We start from the raw sequence: 16,811 nt of genomic DNA, 5'->3' as shown, positions 1-16,811 counted from the left end.
GGACCTGCGCCCCGCACCGGGATCGCACCACCCCCGGTCGCGGCGCGGCGGTGAACCACCCTCCACGAGCGTGAAGGGCACCTCCCACCGACCTGGTCGGCGGAAGGTGCCCTTCACCTCGTTCCAGCCGGGTGAGGCGTCAGTCCTCGCGGACCGCCTGGACGTCGATCTCCACCTTGAGGGTGGTGCCGATCGCGGCGATGCCGGTCTGCAGGGCCTGGTTGAAGTTCATCGCGAAGTCCTCGCGACGGAGCTGGGTCGTCGCCGTCGCCGAGGCCCGCGTGCCGCCCCACGGGTCCGGGCCGACCCCGGAGAAGCGGGTGTCCAGCCGCACCGGGCGGGTCACGCCGCACAGCGTCAGCTCGCCGTCCAGGTCCCAGCGGTCGCCGCCGCGCGGGCGCAGCGCGGTGGAGCGGAAGGTGATCTCCGGGTAGCGCTCCACGTCCAGGAAGTCCGGGTTGCGCAGGTGGTCGTCGCGCATCGAGTTGGCCGTGTCGATGCTGGCCGCGACGATCGTCGCCTGCACCGTGGAGGTCTCGATCGGGCTGCCGATGCGGATCTCCCCGGAGAACTCGTTGAACCGCCCGTGGATGCTGCTGATCCCCAGGTGCCGGGCGGTGGCCTGGATCGACGAGTGCACCGGGTCGATGCGCCACAACCCCGGCGCGGGCAGGTCCGCACCGCCCACGCGCCGCAGCTCCACCTCACCGAGCGTGGCGGCGGCCCCGTCGTGCACCAGCGTGGTCCGCGCGACCGGCTCGTGCCCCACCGCCGTGACGATCGCGGTGTAGGTGCCGGACTCCAGCCCGGTGGCGACCACCGAACCCTGCGCGTCGCCCTGCACGCGCGCGACCTGGGTGCCGGTGCCGTCGATGACGGTCAGCACCGCCTCCGGGACCGGCCAGCCGTCGGTGCCGCGCACGTTCGCGGTGACCGCACCGCTCCCGGCACCAACGCCAGTCGTCCCGACCTGCTGTTGGCCGAAGTCCATCCGAAACATCTCCTCGAAGAACGTCAAGATCGGGGTGCGCGCTGGTGGGGCGGGCGCGGAACCCGCCCGCCCCACCGCGCTCAGTCGGTCTCCGGGTAACCGAGCTCGACGTCGTGCGTGCTCTGCTCACCGCTGAGGCGCACCGACGTGGCGACCGGCGGGTAGCCGGTGGCGATCACCGTGTACTCACCGTCCGGCAGGTCGGTGAAGGTGTAGTGCCCGTCGATGTCGGTGGTGGCCGCGCCGACGACCGCGCCGCTGGAGTTCAGCAGGGTCACCCGCGCGTCCGGCACCGCGACCCCGAGGTTGGCCGACCGGACCACGCCGGTGAGCTGCGCGCCGCTCTGCAGCGCGACGTCCACCGTGGTCTGCTCGCCGTCGGTCACGGTCACCGAGTTGGCCACCGGGCGGTAGTTCGGCGCGGTGACGGTCAGCGCGTACGAGCCGCCGACCAGGTCGCTGAAGGTGTAGTGCCCGTCCGCGGAGGTCGCCGTGGACGCCACGACCTCGCCCCGCACGTCGGTGAGCACCACCATCGCGCCGCTGACCCCGACGCCGCCGACGTGCACCAGGCCGGCGAGCCCGCCGGCGCCGAGCAGCTGGACGTCGTGGCGCACCGGGCGGTCCCCGACCACCACCATCGACGCGGTGGGCTGGTAGCTGCCGCCGGAGGCGATGAGCACGTAGGTGCCGCCGTGGGTGACGCCCATCTGGAACTGGCCGTCCTGGTCGGTGCGCGCCCGCTCCACCTGCCGCCCGTTGGCGTCGGTGAGGGTGAGCGCCACCCCGGGCACCGGGCTGCCGACGGAGTCCTGCACGACGCCGTGCACGTACAGGCCGTCGCCGCCGATGTCGCCCGCCAGGTGCTTGCCGTTGGTCGCGTACGGACGCGGCGACACCGGCTCTGACCAGGCCTCGGAGCGCCGGTCCACAGGGTTGTCCACAGGTTCGGCGGACATCCGGACGGTCCGCTGGTCGGCGTCACCGACCTGCGGAGAGCCGTGGACCGCGGCGCTGGTCACCGACGACTTGTCCACAGGACGGGTGAAGTTGTCCACAGCGTCCTCGTGCGCGGCCACCGCCACCGCCTCCCTTTCCTCGTGACTGTCGATCGTGGTCCGCAGCGGCGTCTCCCTCAGGAACAGCACCGCCACGAAGGTGACCACCGCGATGCAGGCGGAGATGAAGAAGATGTCACCGATCGCGTCGCCGTAGGCGGCCCGGACGATGACCTGGATCGGCTCGGGCAGGCTCCCGACGTCCAGGCTGGAGCTGCCGCCGCCACCGGCCGCCTGCGCGGCGCCGGGGATGGCGGACAGGCCCTCCACGATGTAGTCCGTGACGCGGGTGGCCAGCACCGCACCGAGCACCGAGACACCCGCCGAACCGCCCAGGGTCCGGAAGAAGGTGACCACCGAGGTCACCGACCCCATGTTCTTCGCGCTGGTCGCGTTCTGCACCGCCAGCACCAGGTTCTGCATGAGCATGCCGACGCCGGTGCCCATCAGGAACAGGTAGCAGCCGACCAGCACCAGGTCGGTCTCGTGGTCCATGGTGCTCAGCAGGTACATCGCCGCGATCATCACGATCGAGCCGCCGATCAGGAACGGCTTGATCTTGCCGGTGATCCGCGAGATCACCTGACCGGAGATCGTCGAGGACAGGAACATGCCGCCGACCATGGGCAGCGTCATGAGCCCGGCCTCGGTGGGCGTCATGCTGCGCGAGATCTGGAAGTACTGGCCCAGGAACACCGCGCCGCCGAACATCGCGGTGCCGACCGCGACGGTGCCGATGGTGGCCAGCGTGACCGTGGAGTTGCGGAACATGCCCAGCGGCACGATCGGCTCGCTGACCTTGGCCTCGATGATCACCGCGACGACCAGCGCGACCACGCCGCCGCCGACGTAGGCCGCGGTCTCGGGCGACCACCAGTCGAACGACTTGCCGGCCAGCGAGACCCACACCAGCAGCAGGCTGACGCCGCCGACCAGGAACAGCGCGCCGAACCAGTCGATCTTGACCGGCCGCTTGACGACCGGCAGCTTCAGCGTGCGGCCGAGCACGATGAACGCGATCACCGCGATCGGCACGGTCACCCAGAAGCACCAGCGCCAGCCCAGCCAGGAGGTGTCCACGATGACACCGCCGACCAGCGGGCCGCTGACCGTGGCCACCGCGAACGTGGCGCCGATGTAACCGCTGTAGCGGCCGCGGTCACGCGGGGAGACCATGGCCGCGATCACGACCTGGATCAACGCCTGCAGGCCGCCCATGCCGATGCCCTGCAGGGCCCGGAAGCCGATCAGCGTCTCCATCGACTGCGCGAAGCCGCCGGCCACCGAGCCGGCCGTGAAGATCACGATCGCCAGCTGGTAGAGCAGCTTCTTGCTGAACAGGTCGGAGAGCTTGCCCCAGATCGGGGTGGACGCGGTGGAGGTCAGCAGCATCGCCGTGACCACCCAGGTGTACTGGCCCTGGGTGCCGTCGAGGTCGGCGATGATGCGCGGCAGCGCGTTGGACACGATCGTCGAGCTGAGGATGGCGACCAACAGCGCCAACATCAGCCCGTACATCGCGTTCATGACCTGCCGGTGCGTCATCGGCGCACCCTCGGCTGATCCACTCGCACCCCGCCGGGCCGGTGCGTCCTGCACCGCCTCCGTCGAGCTGGTCATCGAGTTCCTTCCCTGGTCGAAGAGCCTGCGTGGCAGACTCCCTCGTCGATCGTGCGGCGGCGGATGTCGTCCGTCGCTTCCCCCAGCAGCTGGGTGAGGGCGCGGACCTTCTCGTCCTCCCAGTCCCCCAGTGCTTCGGCGATCCACGCCGCCTTCTTCCGTTCCAGTTCGGCCACCGCGCGCTCACCTTCCGGTGTAGCGCGCAGCAGCGACACCCGCCGGTCCGCGGGGTCGGGCCGACGACTGATCAGGTCGGCCTGTTCGAGCTGGGCCACCTGCCGGCTCACCACCGAGGCGTCGACGAAGCGGTGGTGGGCGAGTTCGGAAGCCCGGCATTCGCCGCGGAACACGAGTTCGGTGAGCAACCCCGCCGCGGCGTAGGGCACCTGGTCGGTGAAGTGCCCCCGTTGATACGCGATCTGCTTGAGCCCCATCAGCGCCCGGAGCGGGCGCAGCAGTTCACCGCAGGTCTCGAGTGTCGGTCCCATGCGCACCCAATCCTTTAGTTGCTGCACGCAACCATAATCTCACTTGGTTGTAGCACGCAACTTGTCGCGGTGTGACCCCCGGCACCCCCGGAGCCCGCGGCGCGGGCGAGAACGGTTCAGCGACCCTGACCAGGGCGGAGATCGGAGACCGCGGCGGGCGCGCGGCCGCTCACGTCATGTCGTTGAGCTTGCCGAGCAGCCGGGCGAGGTCCTTCAGGTCCTGCGTGGACCAGTTGGCGAACTGGCCGTGGAGGTGCTTGCTGCGCTCCGCGCGCACCTGGGCCAGGCGCTCGCGGCCCAGCTCGGACAGCTGGATGAGACGGGCCCGCCCGTCGTCCGGGTCGGGCACGCGCTCCAGCAGGTCCAGGTCGACCAGGGTCGCGATCTGGCGGCTCACCGTCGACTTGTCCAGGCCCGTGCGGTCCGCGACGTCCATGCCGCGCAGCGGGCCCGCGTCGTCGATCATCAGCAGCAGGCTGTACGACGCCGGGTCCAGGTCCGGGTGGACGTGCGCCGCCACCGTGGTCGAGAGGTTGCGGGCGCGGCGGAACATCATCACCAGCTCGCGCTCGACGGTCTCCGCCGCGGCGCGCCGGTCCGCACCTTCCTCGCGCCCCGCGTCCGTCGCCCGCGCCTCGTCCTGCTCGATCACAGCTCTCCCGCCCGCGCCCCGACAGGCGCACCCGGCGCCTCGATCAGGCCCAGGCCCCACGTTAGTCCGTTTCGCCCCACTCTAGACATGGGTCCGCCGGGAGCTTCCGGGGCGATCAGCCGGCCGAGACCTCGACGCGGTGCCACGGCCGCGGAGTGCCCTTCGCGGAGAAGTAGTCGCCGCCCTTGCGCTTGACGTCGTCGGTGCCCCAGGAGCGCTGGCGCAGCACCGGGACCATCCGCGGGATGTGCTTGCGGCAGTGGATGTAGGCCTCCTCGACCTGGACCACCACCCACCGCTCGGGAGTGCGGCCGCGGTCGAACTCGGAGGGCAGCGTGGGGTGGACCGCGCGCAGGTCGGCGTCCTCGACGATGCGGGCCCCGCCGTTGACGTGCAGCCCGATCAGGTCGGTGACGAAGTCCACCAGCAAGATCCCGACGTGCGGGTTCTCACTGATGTTGCCGAGGCTGGCCATGACGCCGTTGCCCCGGTACTCGGGGTAGCAGAGGTGGCGGTCGTCGAGCACCTGGATGAAGCCGGGCGGGCCGGCGCGCAGGCTGGAGTCGCACTCGCCGCGGGCGTCGGCGGTGGCCACGAAGGCCAGCTCCATCCGCCCGATGAACGCCTTCATCTCGTCGTTGAGGTGGTCCAGCACCTGGTCGTCGTAGAACCTGCGGGCCCGCTTCTCGGTGCCGTAGGCGCGCTGCAGGAGGTGTTCCCCGGCCGACCCGGGCAGCGGCACCGGGCGGTCCTCTTCCGCGAACGGGTCGCAGGGCTCGAGCACGTTCTCCTGGAGCGGCGTGGTGACCTGCGGGTTCTCGGGGCGCGCAGGCGGGTCGGACAGCTCCAGGCCGAGCAGCGCCTCGTCAGCGGTGCCGGACGGTGTCGGGTGGTCGGGGCTCACGCGGGTCACCGTGTCACGCCTTCCTCTCCACTCACAGAGGTGGATACTAGGTTCCCCCGTCCGACTGATGCACTATTGACCAGTAGTAGTTAAGAAGCACTCAAAAGTGGCATCAAGGCAGACGCTCCCCGACCCAGGAGTTAGGGTCAGCCCAGTGTCGGGGGACGCAAGCACCAAGTAGCGGTGCCCCATCTCGGGGAATCGCCAACCTGGAGAAGACTGCACCCGAACCATGACTGCGAACGCCGTACTGAGCCCCGGACCACCCCCGAACCGCGAGCCGTCTTCCGGTGTGAGCAAGATGGTTCGCCTGATCCGAGAGACCTTCGAGGTCGTCGAACCGCAGCTCGACGAGGTCGCCAAGTTCTTCTACGGGATGCTGTTCAGCCTCTCCCCGGCCACCCGCGAGCTGTTCGCGGTCAACATGGAGGTGCAGCGCAGCCGCCTGCTGCGCGCGCTCGTGCACGTCATCCAGATGGTGGACAAGCCGGACGAGCTGCTGCCGTTCCTGCACCAGCTGGGCCGCGACCACCGCAAGTTCGGCGTGGTCGCCGACCACTACGAGGCGGTGGGCACCGCGCTGCTGGCCTCGATCAAGCGGCACGCCGGTGACGCCTGGAACGACACGGTGGAGCGGGCCTGGGCGGAGGCCTACACGGTGATGGCCTCGGCCATGACCGAGGCGGCCGCCGCCGACGACGGCCCCGCCTGGTACAACGGCGAGGTCATCCACCACGAGCGGCTGAACTGGGACGTCGCGATCATCCGGGTCCAGACCGACCACCCGGTGCCGTACCTGCCCGGCCAGTACGTGAGCGTGGAGACGCCGCAGCGCCCCCGGCTGTGGCGGTACCTGACCCCGGCGAACGCGCCCGCCGAGGACGGGATCATGGAGTTCCACGTGCGCGCGGTCGAGGGCGGCTGGGTGAGCCGGGCGCTGGTCGCGCACGCGCACGTGGGCGACCAGTGGCGGATCGGTGCGCCGATGGGCCGGATGACGGTGGACCGCGAGGAGTCGCCGGACGTCCTGATGATCGCCGGCGGCACCGGGATCGCGCCGATGCGGGCGATCATCGACGACCTGGCCCAGTACGGGGAGAACCCGCGGGTCCAGGTGTTCTACGGCGGCCGGACCCGCGAGGACCTCTACGACCTGCCCAACCTCCAGCACATCGCGATGCACAACCCGTGGCTGACGATCACGCCGGTGCTGGAGGACGAGCCGGAGCTGACCAACGTCGAGCACGGCACGCTGCCCGACGTGGTGACCCGCTACGGCGCCTGGCAGGACTGGGACGTCCTGGTCAGCGGTTCCCCGGGGATGATCCGCGCGACGGTCTCCCGGATGCTGGTCGCCGGAACCCCCCTCGACCACATCCGCTACGACCCCTTCACCATCGACTGACCCTCCGGGACCCGGCCCGCGCAGGCACCCCGGGTCGCGGGCACAGCGCGTCCGCGTCGGGACAGTCCTGGGCCGGACCGCGCCTGCCACCCGGTGCGCAGGGCGCGGTTCCGCGCGAACAGGAACGCCCCCGACGCCGGGGCTCCGTCCCCGGTGGGGTCGGCGCCCGTGGCGTGGGGGCGTGGGGTCGGTGCGCTGGGCGTCAGCGCTTCCCGCGGTTCGGCTTCCAGACGACCAGGGCGGTCTCCTGGCGGACCGGGACCAGGTCGCGGCGGTAGGAGGCGTGGATCTGGGCCGCCGCCTGCTCCGCCGCCGCGTGCGCCGCGGCCACCTCCTCGGTGAGCTCCTGGACCTTGGCCCGCAGCGTGTCGACCTCGTTCTCCAGTTCGATGATCCGCTTGATCCCGGCGAGGTTGACGCCCTCCTCCTGGGAGAGCCGCTGGACCTCGCGCAGCAGCGCGATGTCCCGGAGGGAGTAGCGGCGGCCGCCCGCCGGTGTCCGTCCCGGCGACACCAGGCCCAGCCGGTCGTAGCTGCGCAGCGTCTGCGCGTGCAGGCCGGAGAGCTGGGCAGCCACTGAGATCACGAACATCGGGGTGTCCTCGTCGGCTCCCGGCGGAAAGCCGAAGCCCGGACCGGTTGAGCGGCCACCAGCCATGACTACCTCCCGAGCAGCTCGTTCAGTTCCCGGCGCGGATCGTGGTCAGCGGTCGCCTTCGCGTAGTCCTCGAGCGCTTCGACCGCCTTCCCGTCCAACTTGGACGGGATCGAGACCTGCACCGTGACCAGGAGATCCCCGCTGCTGCCGTCCTTCTTGCTCACGCCCTTGCCGCGCACCCGGAACGTGCGGCCGCTGCTGGTCCCGGCGGGGACCTTGAGCTTGACCTTCCCGTCCAGGGTCGGCACCGTCAACGTAGTGCCCAGCGCCAACTCCGGGAAGGTCACCGGCACCGTGATCGTCAGATCGTCACCGGAACGTCCGAACACCCGGTGCGGGCTGACGTGCACCACGACGTAGAGGTCACCGGAGGCGGCCCCCTGCCGACCGGGCTCGCCCTGGCCCGCCAGCCGGATCCGCTGCCCGTCGGAGACACCGGCCGGGATCCGCACCGTCAGCGTGCGGGTGCGGGTGCTGACGCCCTCGCCGGCGCAGTCCGGGCACGGGCTGTCGATCATCTGGCCGCGTCCCCGGCAGTCCGGGCAGGGCTCGCTGAACGCGAACGCACCCTGGTTGCGGGTCACCAGCCCCGCACCGGCGCACGTGGTGCAGGTGCGCGGCCGGGTGCCCGGCTTGGCGCCGGTCCCGCGGCAGGTCGGGCAGGTCGCCGGGCTCGACAGCCGCAGCGGCACGGTGGCACCCCGCACCGCCTCGGTGAAGTCGATGCGGACCTCGGTCTCCACGTCGGCACCGCGCTTGGGCCGGTTGACCGTGGAGGCCCCGGGACGGCGGCCGCCGAACAACCCGCCGAACAGGTCGCCGAGGCCGCCTGCGCCGCCCGCACCGCCGAAGAGGTCACCGAGGTCGAAGCCGCCCGGTCCGCCGAAGCCCCCGAAGCCGCCCTGGCCCCCGCCGAAGCCGCCGGAGCCGAACAGCCTGCGGGCCTCGTCGTACTGCTTGCGCTTCTCCGGGTCGGACAGCACCCCGTAGGCCTCCGAGACCGCCTTGAACTTGGCCTCGGCCTGGGCGTTGCCGGGGTTGGCGTCCGGGTGGTTCTCCCTGGCCAGCTTCCGGTACGCCTTCTTGATCTCCTCCTGCGAAGCGTCGGAGGAGACGCCCAGCTCGGCGTAGAAGTCCTTGTCCAGCCATTCCCGGGCACTCACCGGACGCCCCTCCTCTCGCTCCTGGTCAACCCTGCTCGGTCTGGTCCTCGTCGGCGGACTCGCCCTCCGCCGACTCCGGCTCGTGGTCGGTGACCGCGACCATCGCCGGCCGCAGGACGCGGTCGCCGAACTTGTAGCCGCGCCGGAGCACGGTGGTCACGGTCGGCCCGCTCACGTCCGGGGAGGTGCTGTGCTGCACCGCCTCGTGGACGGACGGGTCGAACTCGTCGCCCTCGGCGCCGAACGCCTCCAGGCCGGCCGAGTTCAAGGTCGCGACCAGCTTGTCGGCCACGGCCTTGAAGGCGCCGGTGAGGTCACCGTGCGCCTCGGCGCGCTCCAGGTCGTCCAGCACCGTGAGCAGGTCGTTGGCCACCGAGGCCTTGGCCGCGGCGATCACCGCCTCGCGGTCGCGTTCCACCCGCTTGCGGTAGTTCGCGTACTCCGCGGTGACCCGCTTGAGGTCGGCGGTGAGCTCGTCGACCTGCTTCTGCAGGCCGGCGGACCCACCCTGGGCCGCGTCGCCGGCGGACTCGGGCTCCGCCGCTTCCTCGGCACCGGCGGCCTCGTCCTCGAGGGTGCCGGAGATGCTGTCGGGCACCTGCGCCTCTTCTCCGTTGGGAGCAGGGGTCCGGCGCTCGCCGGTCTCCGGGTCTATGCGACGCCGGTCCCGGACCACCACCGGTTCCTGCTCACGTTCGTCGTTGGACATCTCGGACCGATCCGCCGTCACTTCTTCTTCTCGTCCTCATCGTCGACGATCTCGGCGTCCACCACGTTGTCCGAGCCGGACCCGGAGTCCGTGGTGGCGTCGCCCGCGGTACCAGCGCCCGCACCGGCGGCCGCGTTCGCACCGGCGTCGGCGTAGAGCGCCTGGCCGAGGGCCTGCGACTCGGTGGCCAGCTTCTCCACCGCGGCGGAGATGGCGGAGACGTCCTCGCCCTTGAGCGCCTCGTTGACCTCGTCGACCGCGGACTTGACCTTGTCCTTGACCTCCGAGGGCAGCTTCTCGTCGTTCTCCTTGAAGATCTTCTCGGTCTGGTAGACCAGCGTCTCCGCCTGGTTGCGGGTCTCCGCCGCCTCGCGGCGCTTCTTGTCCTCCTCGGCGTGGGCCTCGGCGTCCCTGACCATCCGCTCGATGTCTTCCTTCGGCAACGCGGAACCGCCGGTGATGGTCATCGACTGTTCCTTGCCGGTGCCCTTGTCCTTCGCCGAGACGTGCACGATGCCGTTGGCGTCGATGTCGAAGGTGACCTCGATCTGCGGCACGCCGCGCGGGGCCGGCGGGATGCCGGTCAGCTCGAACATGCCGAGCTTCTTGTTGTGCGCGGCGATCTCGCGCTCGCCCTGGAAGACCTGGATCTGCACCGACGGCTGGTTGTCGTCCGCGGTGGTGAAGGTCTCCGAGCGCTTGGTCGGGATCGTGGTGTTGCGCTCGATCAGCTTGGTCATGATGCCGCCCTTGGTCTCGATGCCCAGGGACAGCGGGGTGACGTCCAGCAGCAGGACGTCCTTGACCTCACCGCGGAGCACACCGGCCTGCAGCGCGGCGCCCACGGACACGACCTCGTCCGGGTTGACGCCCTTGTTCGGCTCCTTGCCGCCGGTCAGGTCCTTGACCAGGTCGGTCACCGCCGGCATGCGGGTCGAACCACCGACCAGCACGACGTGGTCGATGTCGCTGACCTTGGTGTCGGAGTCGCGCAGCACGGCCTCGAACGGCTTGCGGCAGCGCTCCAGCAGGTCGGAGGTGATCCGCTGGAACTCGGCGCGGGACAGCGTCTCGTCCAGGAACAGCGGGTTCTTGTCCGCGTCGACGGTGATGTAGGGCAGGTTGATGTTCGCGGTGGACGAGCTGGACAGCTCGATCTTGGCCTTCTCCGCGGCTTCCTTGATCCGCTGCATGGCCATGCGGTCCTTGGTCAGGTCGATGCCGTTCGAGGACTTGAACTTGTCGACCAGCCACTCGACGATGCGCTCGTCCCAGTCGTCACCACCGAGGTGGTTGTCACCGCTGGTGGCCCGCACCTCGACGACGCCCTCGCCGATCTCCAGCAGCGAGACGTCGAAGGTGCCGCCACCGAGGTCGAAGACCAGGATGGTCTGTTCCTTCTCACCCTTGTCCAGGCCGTAGGCCAGCGCGGCCGCGGTCGGCTCGTTGACGATGCGCAGCACGTTCAGGCCGGCGATCTGACCGGCCTCCTTGGTGGCCTGGCGCTGGGAGTCCTCGAAGTACGCCGGGACGGTGATCACCGCGTCGGTGACCTCCTCGCCCAGGTAGGCCTCGGCGTCCCGCTTGAGCTTCATGAGCACGCGGGCGCTGATCTCCTGCGGCGTGTACTCCTTGTCGTCGATCTTCTTCTTCCAGTCGGTTCCCATGTGCCGCTTGACCGACCGGATGGTGCGGTCCACGTTGGTGACCGCCTGGTTCTTCGCAGGCTGACCGGTGAGGATCTCGCCGTTCTTCGCGAAGGCCACGATGGACGGCGTGGTCCGCGAGCCCTCGGAGTTGGCGATCACCGTCGGTTCACCGCCCTCCAGGACGGAAACGACGGAGTTGGTCGTCCCCAGGTCGATGCCGACCGCTCGCGCCATGCTTGGTTCCTCCCGACTTGCTTGCCTGTGCGCCCAGCAGCCACGCGGCCCTGAGCCTTGCCCACTCACGTTCTACCCACTGCACATCAACGCCGTCAATCGGGTTGAGCGCAGTTCGCTCAAGCTTTCTGCCAGGGCAACGCGTGGGCGGCCACCCGGGTTCCCCGGAGTGACGGGTGACACAGGTCGATCAGGAACGCACGCGGACGTCACCGCTGCCGGTGGAGAGCACCAGCCGCTTCTCGGCGGCCGGGTCCTGGACCACGTCGACGTCCACGCCGCCGCTGCCGGTGTCGGTCTCCACCCGGTAGCGGTCGGCGGGCACGGTGAGGTCGATGCCACCGCTGCCGGTGGTGACCTCGGCGCTGCGCGGCCCGGTGAGCTGCAGCTCGATCTGCCCGGACCCGGTCTCCACGACGACCTCGGCGCCGCGCAGGTCGGCGCCGCTGATCCCCCCGCTGCCCGCCTTCGCCTCGACCCGCCCCGCGACGTCGGCGAGGTCGATGCTCCCGGAGCGGGTGCGCACGGTCACCGGGCCGTCGACGCCGGCCAGGTGCACCGACCCCGACCCGGTGCGCACGTCCACCGGCCCGGAGACCTCCCGCGCGTCGACCGAACCGGAGCGGAACTCGGCGCGCACCGACCGCATGCCCACGGCGCTCAGCGAGCCGGAGTCGAGCTCGCCCTCGACCGGCACCGGCGTGGGCAGCGTGACCTGGTAGGACACGCTGCAGTTCCACCCGCAGCCGGCGTCCAGCACCAGGGTGTCGCCCTCGACGCGGTGCCCCGCCTCGTCACCGTCGCCCCAGGCCGCGAGCCCCCACCGCTGGACGTGCTGCGTGACCTGACCGCGCCCGCCCGGGGCGTACCGGACCTCGACGGACCCGGACCCGCCGTCGAGCACGACGCGCCCGATGCCCGCCACCGGGTCGGTGCGCTCCTCGTCGCGGTCCAGCGCTCCCCAGGCCGCCACGGCACCGCCGAGCAGCACGAGCGCCACGCCGCCGATCGCGAGTCCCAGCCGAGCCATCGTCCGTTCCCCCTGGTGCCGCCGACAACGAGTGACGATGACGCTACGCACGGCACCCGGGCTCGACATCGGGGACACCCCGGAACGAACCCGGAGACGCTCAGACCTGGCCCGCCCCCAGGTAGTCGACGGGCTGGACGAGGAAGCGGAGCACCGGTTCGAGGTCGTCGGCGGTGGGCGGCTCGTCGGCGATGAGGGCCTGCATGAGGATGCCGTCGATCGCCGCGAAGAAGGCCTTGAGGATCCCCGGGTCCGGCGCCTGGCCGCCGGGCCCCGTGACGAAGCTGGACGCCGCCTCGATCCAGCGCCGCGCGGCCGGGCGCAGCGCCGGGCGGCGGGCCGCCAGCAGGTACAGCTCGTACTCGCCGAGCGTGCGCTCGCGGTGCTCGCGCACCAGCCCCGCCAGGTGCTCGGCGATGACCCGGGGCCACGCGGTGCGCTCGTGGACCCGCTCCACGATCTGCTCCACCTGCGCGATGAGCGTCTCGCAGCTCTCCATCAGCGCGGCCACGAGCAGGTCGTCGATGCCGTCGAAGTAGTAGCCGATGGAGGCCGGCGGCACCCCGGCCTCGCGCGCGATGTTGCGGTGGCTGACCGCCGCGACCCCGTCGCGGGCGACCACCCGCAGCGCCGCGTCGATGATGGCGCGCCGACGGCGTTCGCCCTTGAGCCGGCGACCGTCGGTCTCCTCGTCGAGGCGGTGACGCGGCTGGGTCACTGCGCACCTCCGAGCTCCAGCGCGACGACACCGCCGATGATGAGCACGAGGCCGAGGACCTGCAGCGCACTGATCGACTCACCGAGGAACACGGTGCCGATGACGGCCACCAGCGCGACCCCCGCGCCCGCCCAGATCGCGTAGGCGACGCCGACCGGCAGCCCCAGCTTGAGCACCGAGCCAAGCGCGGAGAAGGCCACCAGGTACCCGACCACCACCAGGGTCGAGGGGAGGGGCTTGCTGAACCCCTCGGACAGCTTCAGCGACACCGTGGCGAGCACCTCGCTGAGGATCGCCACCGCCAGGACCAGGTAGGCCACGCCCGGAACCCCTTCCCGAAAAATTGCACGATCGTTCAACTTCCAGGGCGCACCTCTGCCCCGCCGCGCACGGACGTGGATCAGTCGTCGGAGCTCTTCGACCTCCCGGTGCCGAAGATCAGGTCGCTGACGTTCACCGCGGCCCAGATGCCCATCGGGATGACCGGCCAGAAGAACTCCAGCTGACCGGACGCGATGCAGGTGACCAGCCAGATCCCGGTCAGGATGACGCTGACGCCGGCCCAGTCGCGCCACTCCTTGACCTGGTGTCGCTTGACCTGGCGGCGCTTGACCTCCCTGCGCTGAGCGTCCTCGCGCTGGGCGACCTGCCGGGACGGCTCGGGCAGGTCGGCGACGAGCGGGTCGAGCTCACCGAACGTGGTGGCGGCGTAGGCCCGCCGCAGGCGCTCGTCGTACTCCGTGAGCGACAGCCGTCCCTCGTCCAGCGCGGCCCGCAGCCGCTCGGCCACGGCGTCCCGGTCGCCGTCCGCCGCCCGCATCGACCCTCTGTCCGCCCCAGTCATCACCGACCCCCTGAACCGTTCGGTGTGGCCGAACGCATCGTTCACACCCTTGAACAACGTGGCGAAAATCGCACCGGCTCCGCGATCCCGCCCCGGGCGGCCCGCACGGCGCGCGACCGGCGACGCCGGCCGTCACCGCCGCCGCAGCCGTCAACAGGAACAACCCGGACACCAGCTGCACCGACGCCGCGCGCGTCCGGCACGGACCGGTGCCAGACTACCGGACAAACATGGACAATCGCACAACTAGTTTTCGGCTCGACGTTCTCGCAGAATCACCCTCTGTTCCCACCAAGCGCACAGCCCCTGTAGTTACCGGCGGGTAACAGGGCGTACGCTGCCCGAACGGACTACCCCCTCGAAACAGGAGGCCGCGAGCATGGGTGCTGTTCAGATCACGCTCGGAGTGATCTCGGTCGCGCTCGGCGTCGTCGCGTGGAGCATGTTCGCCCTGACCATTGCCCGGTTCGTGCGGATCATCCGCTTGGGGCAGCCAGACAGCACCCGCAACGGCCCGGTGCTGGCTCGGCTGGCGACCGTGGTCAAGGAGTTCGCCGCGCACACGCGGATGAACAAGTTCCGCAACGTCGGTGTGTGGCACTGGCTGGTGATGTGGGGCTTCTTGCTCGGGTCGCTGGCCCTGTTCGAGGCCTACGGCGAGGTGTTCGTCCCCACCTGGGGCTGGCCGGTGCTGGACGACCTGGCGATCTTCCACTTCCTGATGGAGGTCCTGGGCGTGGGCACCGTGGTCGGCATCCTGGTGCTGATCGGGATCCGGCAGCGCAACCACCCGCGGCGCGCGGACCGGCTGTCGCGCTTCCAGGGCTCGAACTTCGCCTGGGCGTACTTCATCGAAGCCGTCGTGCTGATCGAGGGCATCGGCATCCTGGGCGTGCGCGCCGCGAAGTCCGCGCTGGGCGTGCACGAGGTGCCGCTGTGGGCCGAGTTCGTCTCCGGCCCGGTCGGCGCCCTGCTGCCGGCGAGCCCGGACCTGGTGTCGGTGTTCGCGTTCATCAAGCTGATGAGCGCCACGGTCTGGCTCATCGTGGTGGCGCGGACGATGACGATGGGCATCGCCTGGCACCGCTTCTCGGCGTTCTTCAACATCTACTTCAAGCGCGAGGACGACGGTGACGTCGCGCTCGGCGCGATCAAGCCGATGATGTCCGCGGGCAAGCCGCTGGACTTCGAGGAGGCCGACCCGGACACCGACGTGTTCGGCGCCGGCAAGATCGAGGACTTCTCCTGGAAGGGCTGGCTGGACTTCACCACCTGCACCGAGTGCGGTCGCTGCCAGTCGCAGTGCCCGGCGTGGAACACCGCCAAGCCGCTGTCGCCGAAGCTGCTGATCACCTCGCTGCGCGACCACGCCTACGCCAAGGCCCCCTACCTGCTGGCCGGTGGCCGCAAGGACATGGCCGGCGACGAGGTCGGCATCACCGGTGAGGGCGCCGAGGAGAAGCTCGCGAAGATCGACGCGCTGGCGCTGGCCGAGGCCGAGCGCCCGCTGGTCGGCGGCCCCGAGGAGATGGGCGTCATCGACCCGGACGTGCTGTGGTCGTGCACCTCCTGCGGTGCGTGCGTGGAGCAGTGCCCGGTGGACATCGAGCACGTCGACCACATCGTCGACATGCGCCGCTACCAGGTGATGATCGAGTCGAACTTCCCGACCGAGCTCGGCGGGATGTTCAAGAACCTGGAGAACAAGGGCAACCCGTGGGGCCAGAACGCCAAGGACCGGCTGGCCTGGACCGAGGGCCTGGACTTCGAGGTCCCGGTCTTCGACGGCGAACTGGCCGACGACGTGGAGTACCTGTTCTGGGTCGGCTGCGCCGGCGCCTTCGAGGACCGCGCGAAGAAGACCACCCAGGCCGTCGCCGAGCTGCTGCACATCGCCGGCGTGAAGTACGTGGTGCTCGGCCCGGAGGAGACCTGCACCGGCGACCCCGCTCGCCGCGCGGGCAACGAGTTCATCTTCCAGATGCTGGCCCAGCAGAACGTCGAGGTGCTCAACTCGGTGTTCGAGGGGCGTGAGCCGGGCAAGCGCAAGATCGTCGCCACCTGCGCGCACTGCTTCAACAGCCTCGCCAACGAGTACTCGCAGCTGGGCGGCGACTACGAGGTCGTCCACCACACCCAGCTGCTCAACAAGCTCGTCCGCGAGAAGCGCCTGACCCCGGTGGCGCCGGTCGCCGAGGACGTCACCTACCACGACCCGTGCTACATCGGCCGCCACAACAAGGTCTACACGCCGCCGCGCGACCTGGTCAGCGCCTCCGGCGCCACCTTCCGGGAGATGCCGCGGCACGCCGACCGCGCGATGTGCTGCGGCGCCGGTGGTGCCCGGATGTGGATGGAGGAGCGCATCGGCAAACGCATCAACATCGAGCGCGTGGACGAGGCGCTGGGCACCGCGCCGTCGAAGATCGCGACGGGCTGCCCGTTCTGCAAGGTCATGCTCTCGGACGGCCTGACCGCTCGCCAGAGCGAGAAGGTCGCCTCGGAGTCGGTCGAGGTCGTCGACGTCGCCCAGCTCCTGCTCAGCGCCGTCAAGCGCGGTGAGAAGCAGGACTCCGAGGACACCGCAGCCACCAGCAGCTGACGGATCCACCTCGCAGGGCCCCTCCAGGCCACGCCTGGAGGGGCCCTGCCACGTCTCAGACGGCTCCACAGGCGCCGAAGGCCTCA

General features: G+C 70.5%; 15 protein-coding genes. 2 read left to right on the top strand and 13 right to left on the bottom strand.

What is annotated here, in order from left to right:
* Positions 1–139: 139 nt before the first annotated feature.
* The 5 genes from HNR68_RS04180 to HNR68_RS04160 all read right to left on the bottom strand — a co-directional run bounded on the left by HNR68_RS04180 (position 140) and on the right by HNR68_RS04160 (position 5,713).
* Positions 140–991: a YceI family protein gene (locus HNR68_RS04180; protein WP_179717803.1), complete on the bottom strand. Its 852-nt coding sequence runs from the start codon at positions 989–991 to the stop codon at positions 140–142.
* 80 nt (positions 992–1,071) lie between these two features.
* Entirely contained in the window at positions 1,072–3,594 is a 2,523-nt protein-coding gene (locus HNR68_RS04175; protein ID WP_345236767.1) for an MFS transporter, read from the bottom strand.
* Between the two features lie 71 nt (positions 3,595–3,665).
* Positions 3,666–4,157, bottom strand: coding sequence for a MarR family winged helix-turn-helix transcriptional regulator (locus tag HNR68_RS04170; RefSeq protein WP_179717799.1), 492 nt, complete (start codon positions 4,155–4,157; stop codon positions 3,666–3,668).
* A gap of 169 nt (positions 4,158–4,326) precedes the next feature.
* The gene (locus tag HNR68_RS04165; protein WP_179717797.1) at positions 4,327–4,809 is read right to left on the bottom strand and encodes a MarR family transcriptional regulator; all 483 of its coding nucleotides are present in this window, start codon (positions 4,807–4,809) and stop codon (positions 4,327–4,329) included.
* Between the two features lie 115 nt (positions 4,810–4,924).
* Positions 4,925–5,713 (bottom strand): pyridoxamine 5'-phosphate oxidase family protein, encoded by a 789-nt coding sequence (locus HNR68_RS04160; protein WP_343049925.1) that lies wholly within the window; start codon positions 5,711–5,713, stop codon positions 4,925–4,927.
* A 301-nt stretch (positions 5,714–6,014) separates the two neighbouring features.
* Here HNR68_RS04160 and HNR68_RS04155 point away from each other — a divergent pair, with 301 nt between their 5' ends.
* On the top strand, positions 6,015–7,118 hold the full coding sequence (locus HNR68_RS04155; RefSeq protein WP_246330637.1) for an FAD-binding oxidoreductase: 1,104 nt from the start codon (positions 6,015–6,017) through the stop codon (positions 7,116–7,118).
* Positions 7,119–7,320: 202 nt separating this feature from the next.
* On the opposite strand, the gene HNR68_RS04150 is transcribed toward HNR68_RS04155, so the two are convergent.
* From HNR68_RS04150 to HNR68_RS04115, 8 genes are all read right to left on the bottom strand, one after another.
* The gene (locus HNR68_RS04150; protein WP_179717793.1) at positions 7,321–7,710 is read right to left on the bottom strand and encodes a heat shock protein transcriptional repressor HspR; all 390 of its coding nucleotides are present in this window, start codon (positions 7,708–7,710) and stop codon (positions 7,321–7,323) included.
* A gap of 68 nt (positions 7,711–7,778) precedes the next feature.
* Complete coding sequence (gene dnaJ, locus HNR68_RS04145) at positions 7,779–8,939, bottom strand: molecular chaperone DnaJ (protein ID WP_179717791.1); 1,161 nt, start codon at positions 8,937–8,939, stop codon at positions 7,779–7,781.
* A gap of 25 nt (positions 8,940–8,964) precedes the next feature.
* On the bottom strand, positions 8,965–9,669 hold the full coding sequence (gene grpE / locus HNR68_RS04140; RefSeq protein ID WP_179717789.1) for a nucleotide exchange factor GrpE: 705 nt from the start codon (positions 9,667–9,669) through the stop codon (positions 8,965–8,967).
* Positions 9,666–11,531 (bottom strand): molecular chaperone DnaK, encoded by a 1,866-nt coding sequence (gene dnaK, locus HNR68_RS04135; protein WP_179717787.1) that lies wholly within the window; start codon positions 11,529–11,531, stop codon positions 9,666–9,668. Before dnaK ends, grpE begins: the two co-directional genes overlap by 4 nt.
* A 190-nt stretch (positions 11,532–11,721) precedes the next feature.
* A complete protein-coding gene (locus tag HNR68_RS04130) occupies positions 11,722–12,561 on the bottom strand; it encodes a DUF4097 family beta strand repeat-containing protein (protein ID WP_179717785.1) in 840 nt (279 codons plus the stop codon).
* 100 nt (positions 12,562–12,661) lie between these two features.
* Positions 12,662–13,279 (bottom strand): TetR family transcriptional regulator, encoded by a 618-nt coding sequence (locus HNR68_RS27365; protein WP_179717783.1) that lies wholly within the window; start codon positions 13,277–13,279, stop codon positions 12,662–12,664.
* Entirely contained in the window at positions 13,276–13,599 is a 324-nt protein-coding gene (locus HNR68_RS04120; RefSeq protein ID WP_179717781.1) for an SMR family transporter, read from the bottom strand. The genes HNR68_RS27365 and HNR68_RS04120 overlap by 4 nt, the downstream gene beginning before the upstream one ends.
* Positions 13,600–13,679: 80 nt before the next feature.
* Positions 13,680–14,123, bottom strand: a complete 444-nt coding sequence (locus HNR68_RS04115) for a DUF1707 SHOCT-like domain-containing protein (RefSeq protein ID WP_179717779.1) — start codon at positions 14,121–14,123, stop codon at positions 13,680–13,682.
* Positions 14,124–14,502: 379 nt separating this feature from the next.
* Between HNR68_RS04115 and HNR68_RS04110 the strand changes: the two genes are divergently transcribed.
* Positions 14,503–16,725, top strand: coding sequence for a (Fe-S)-binding protein (locus HNR68_RS04110; RefSeq protein ID WP_179717777.1), 2,223 nt, complete (start codon positions 14,503–14,505; stop codon positions 16,723–16,725).
* Positions 16,726–16,811: the final 86 nt, after the last annotated feature.

The organism is Saccharopolyspora hordei, assembly GCF_013410345.1.
Taxonomy (GTDB): domain Bacteria; phylum Actinomycetota; class Actinomycetes; order Mycobacteriales; family Pseudonocardiaceae; genus Saccharopolyspora; species Saccharopolyspora hordei.
Note: the sequence above shows the minus strand (reverse complement) of the source record. Positions and strands in the feature narration are given on the sequence as shown.

Bases quoted from the DNA above. Each gene is read 5' to 3' on its own strand.
- HNR68_RS04180 (WP_179717803.1), bottom strand. From the start codon at position 991: ATGGACTTCGGCCAACAGCAGGTCGGGACGACTGGCGTTGGTGCCGGG.
- HNR68_RS04175 (WP_345236767.1), bottom strand. From the start codon at position 3,594: ATGACGCACCGGCAGGTCATGAACGCGATGTACGGGCTGATGTTGGCG.
- HNR68_RS04170 (WP_179717799.1), bottom strand. From the start codon at position 4,157: ATGGGACCGACACTCGAGACCTGCGGTGAACTGCTGCGCCCGCTCCGG.
- HNR68_RS04155 (WP_246330637.1), top strand. From the start codon at position 6,015: ATGGTTCGCCTGATCCGAGAGACCTTCGAGGTCGTCGAACCGCAGCTC.
- HNR68_RS04150 (WP_179717793.1), bottom strand. From the start codon at position 7,710: ATGTTCGTGATCTCAGTGGCTGCCCAGCTCTCCGGCCTGCACGCGCAG.
- dnaK (WP_179717787.1), bottom strand. From the start codon at position 11,531: ATGGCGCGAGCGGTCGGCATCGACCTGGGGACGACCAACTCCGTCGTT.
- HNR68_RS04130 (WP_179717785.1), bottom strand. From the start codon at position 12,561: ATGGCTCGGCTGGGACTCGCGATCGGCGGCGTGGCGCTCGTGCTGCTC.
- HNR68_RS04115 (WP_179717779.1), bottom strand. From the start codon at position 14,123: ATGACTGGGGCGGACAGAGGGTCGATGCGGGCGGCGGACGGCGACCGG.
- HNR68_RS04110 (WP_179717777.1), top strand. From the start codon at position 14,503: ATGGGTGCTGTTCAGATCACGCTCGGAGTGATCTCGGTCGCGCTCGGC.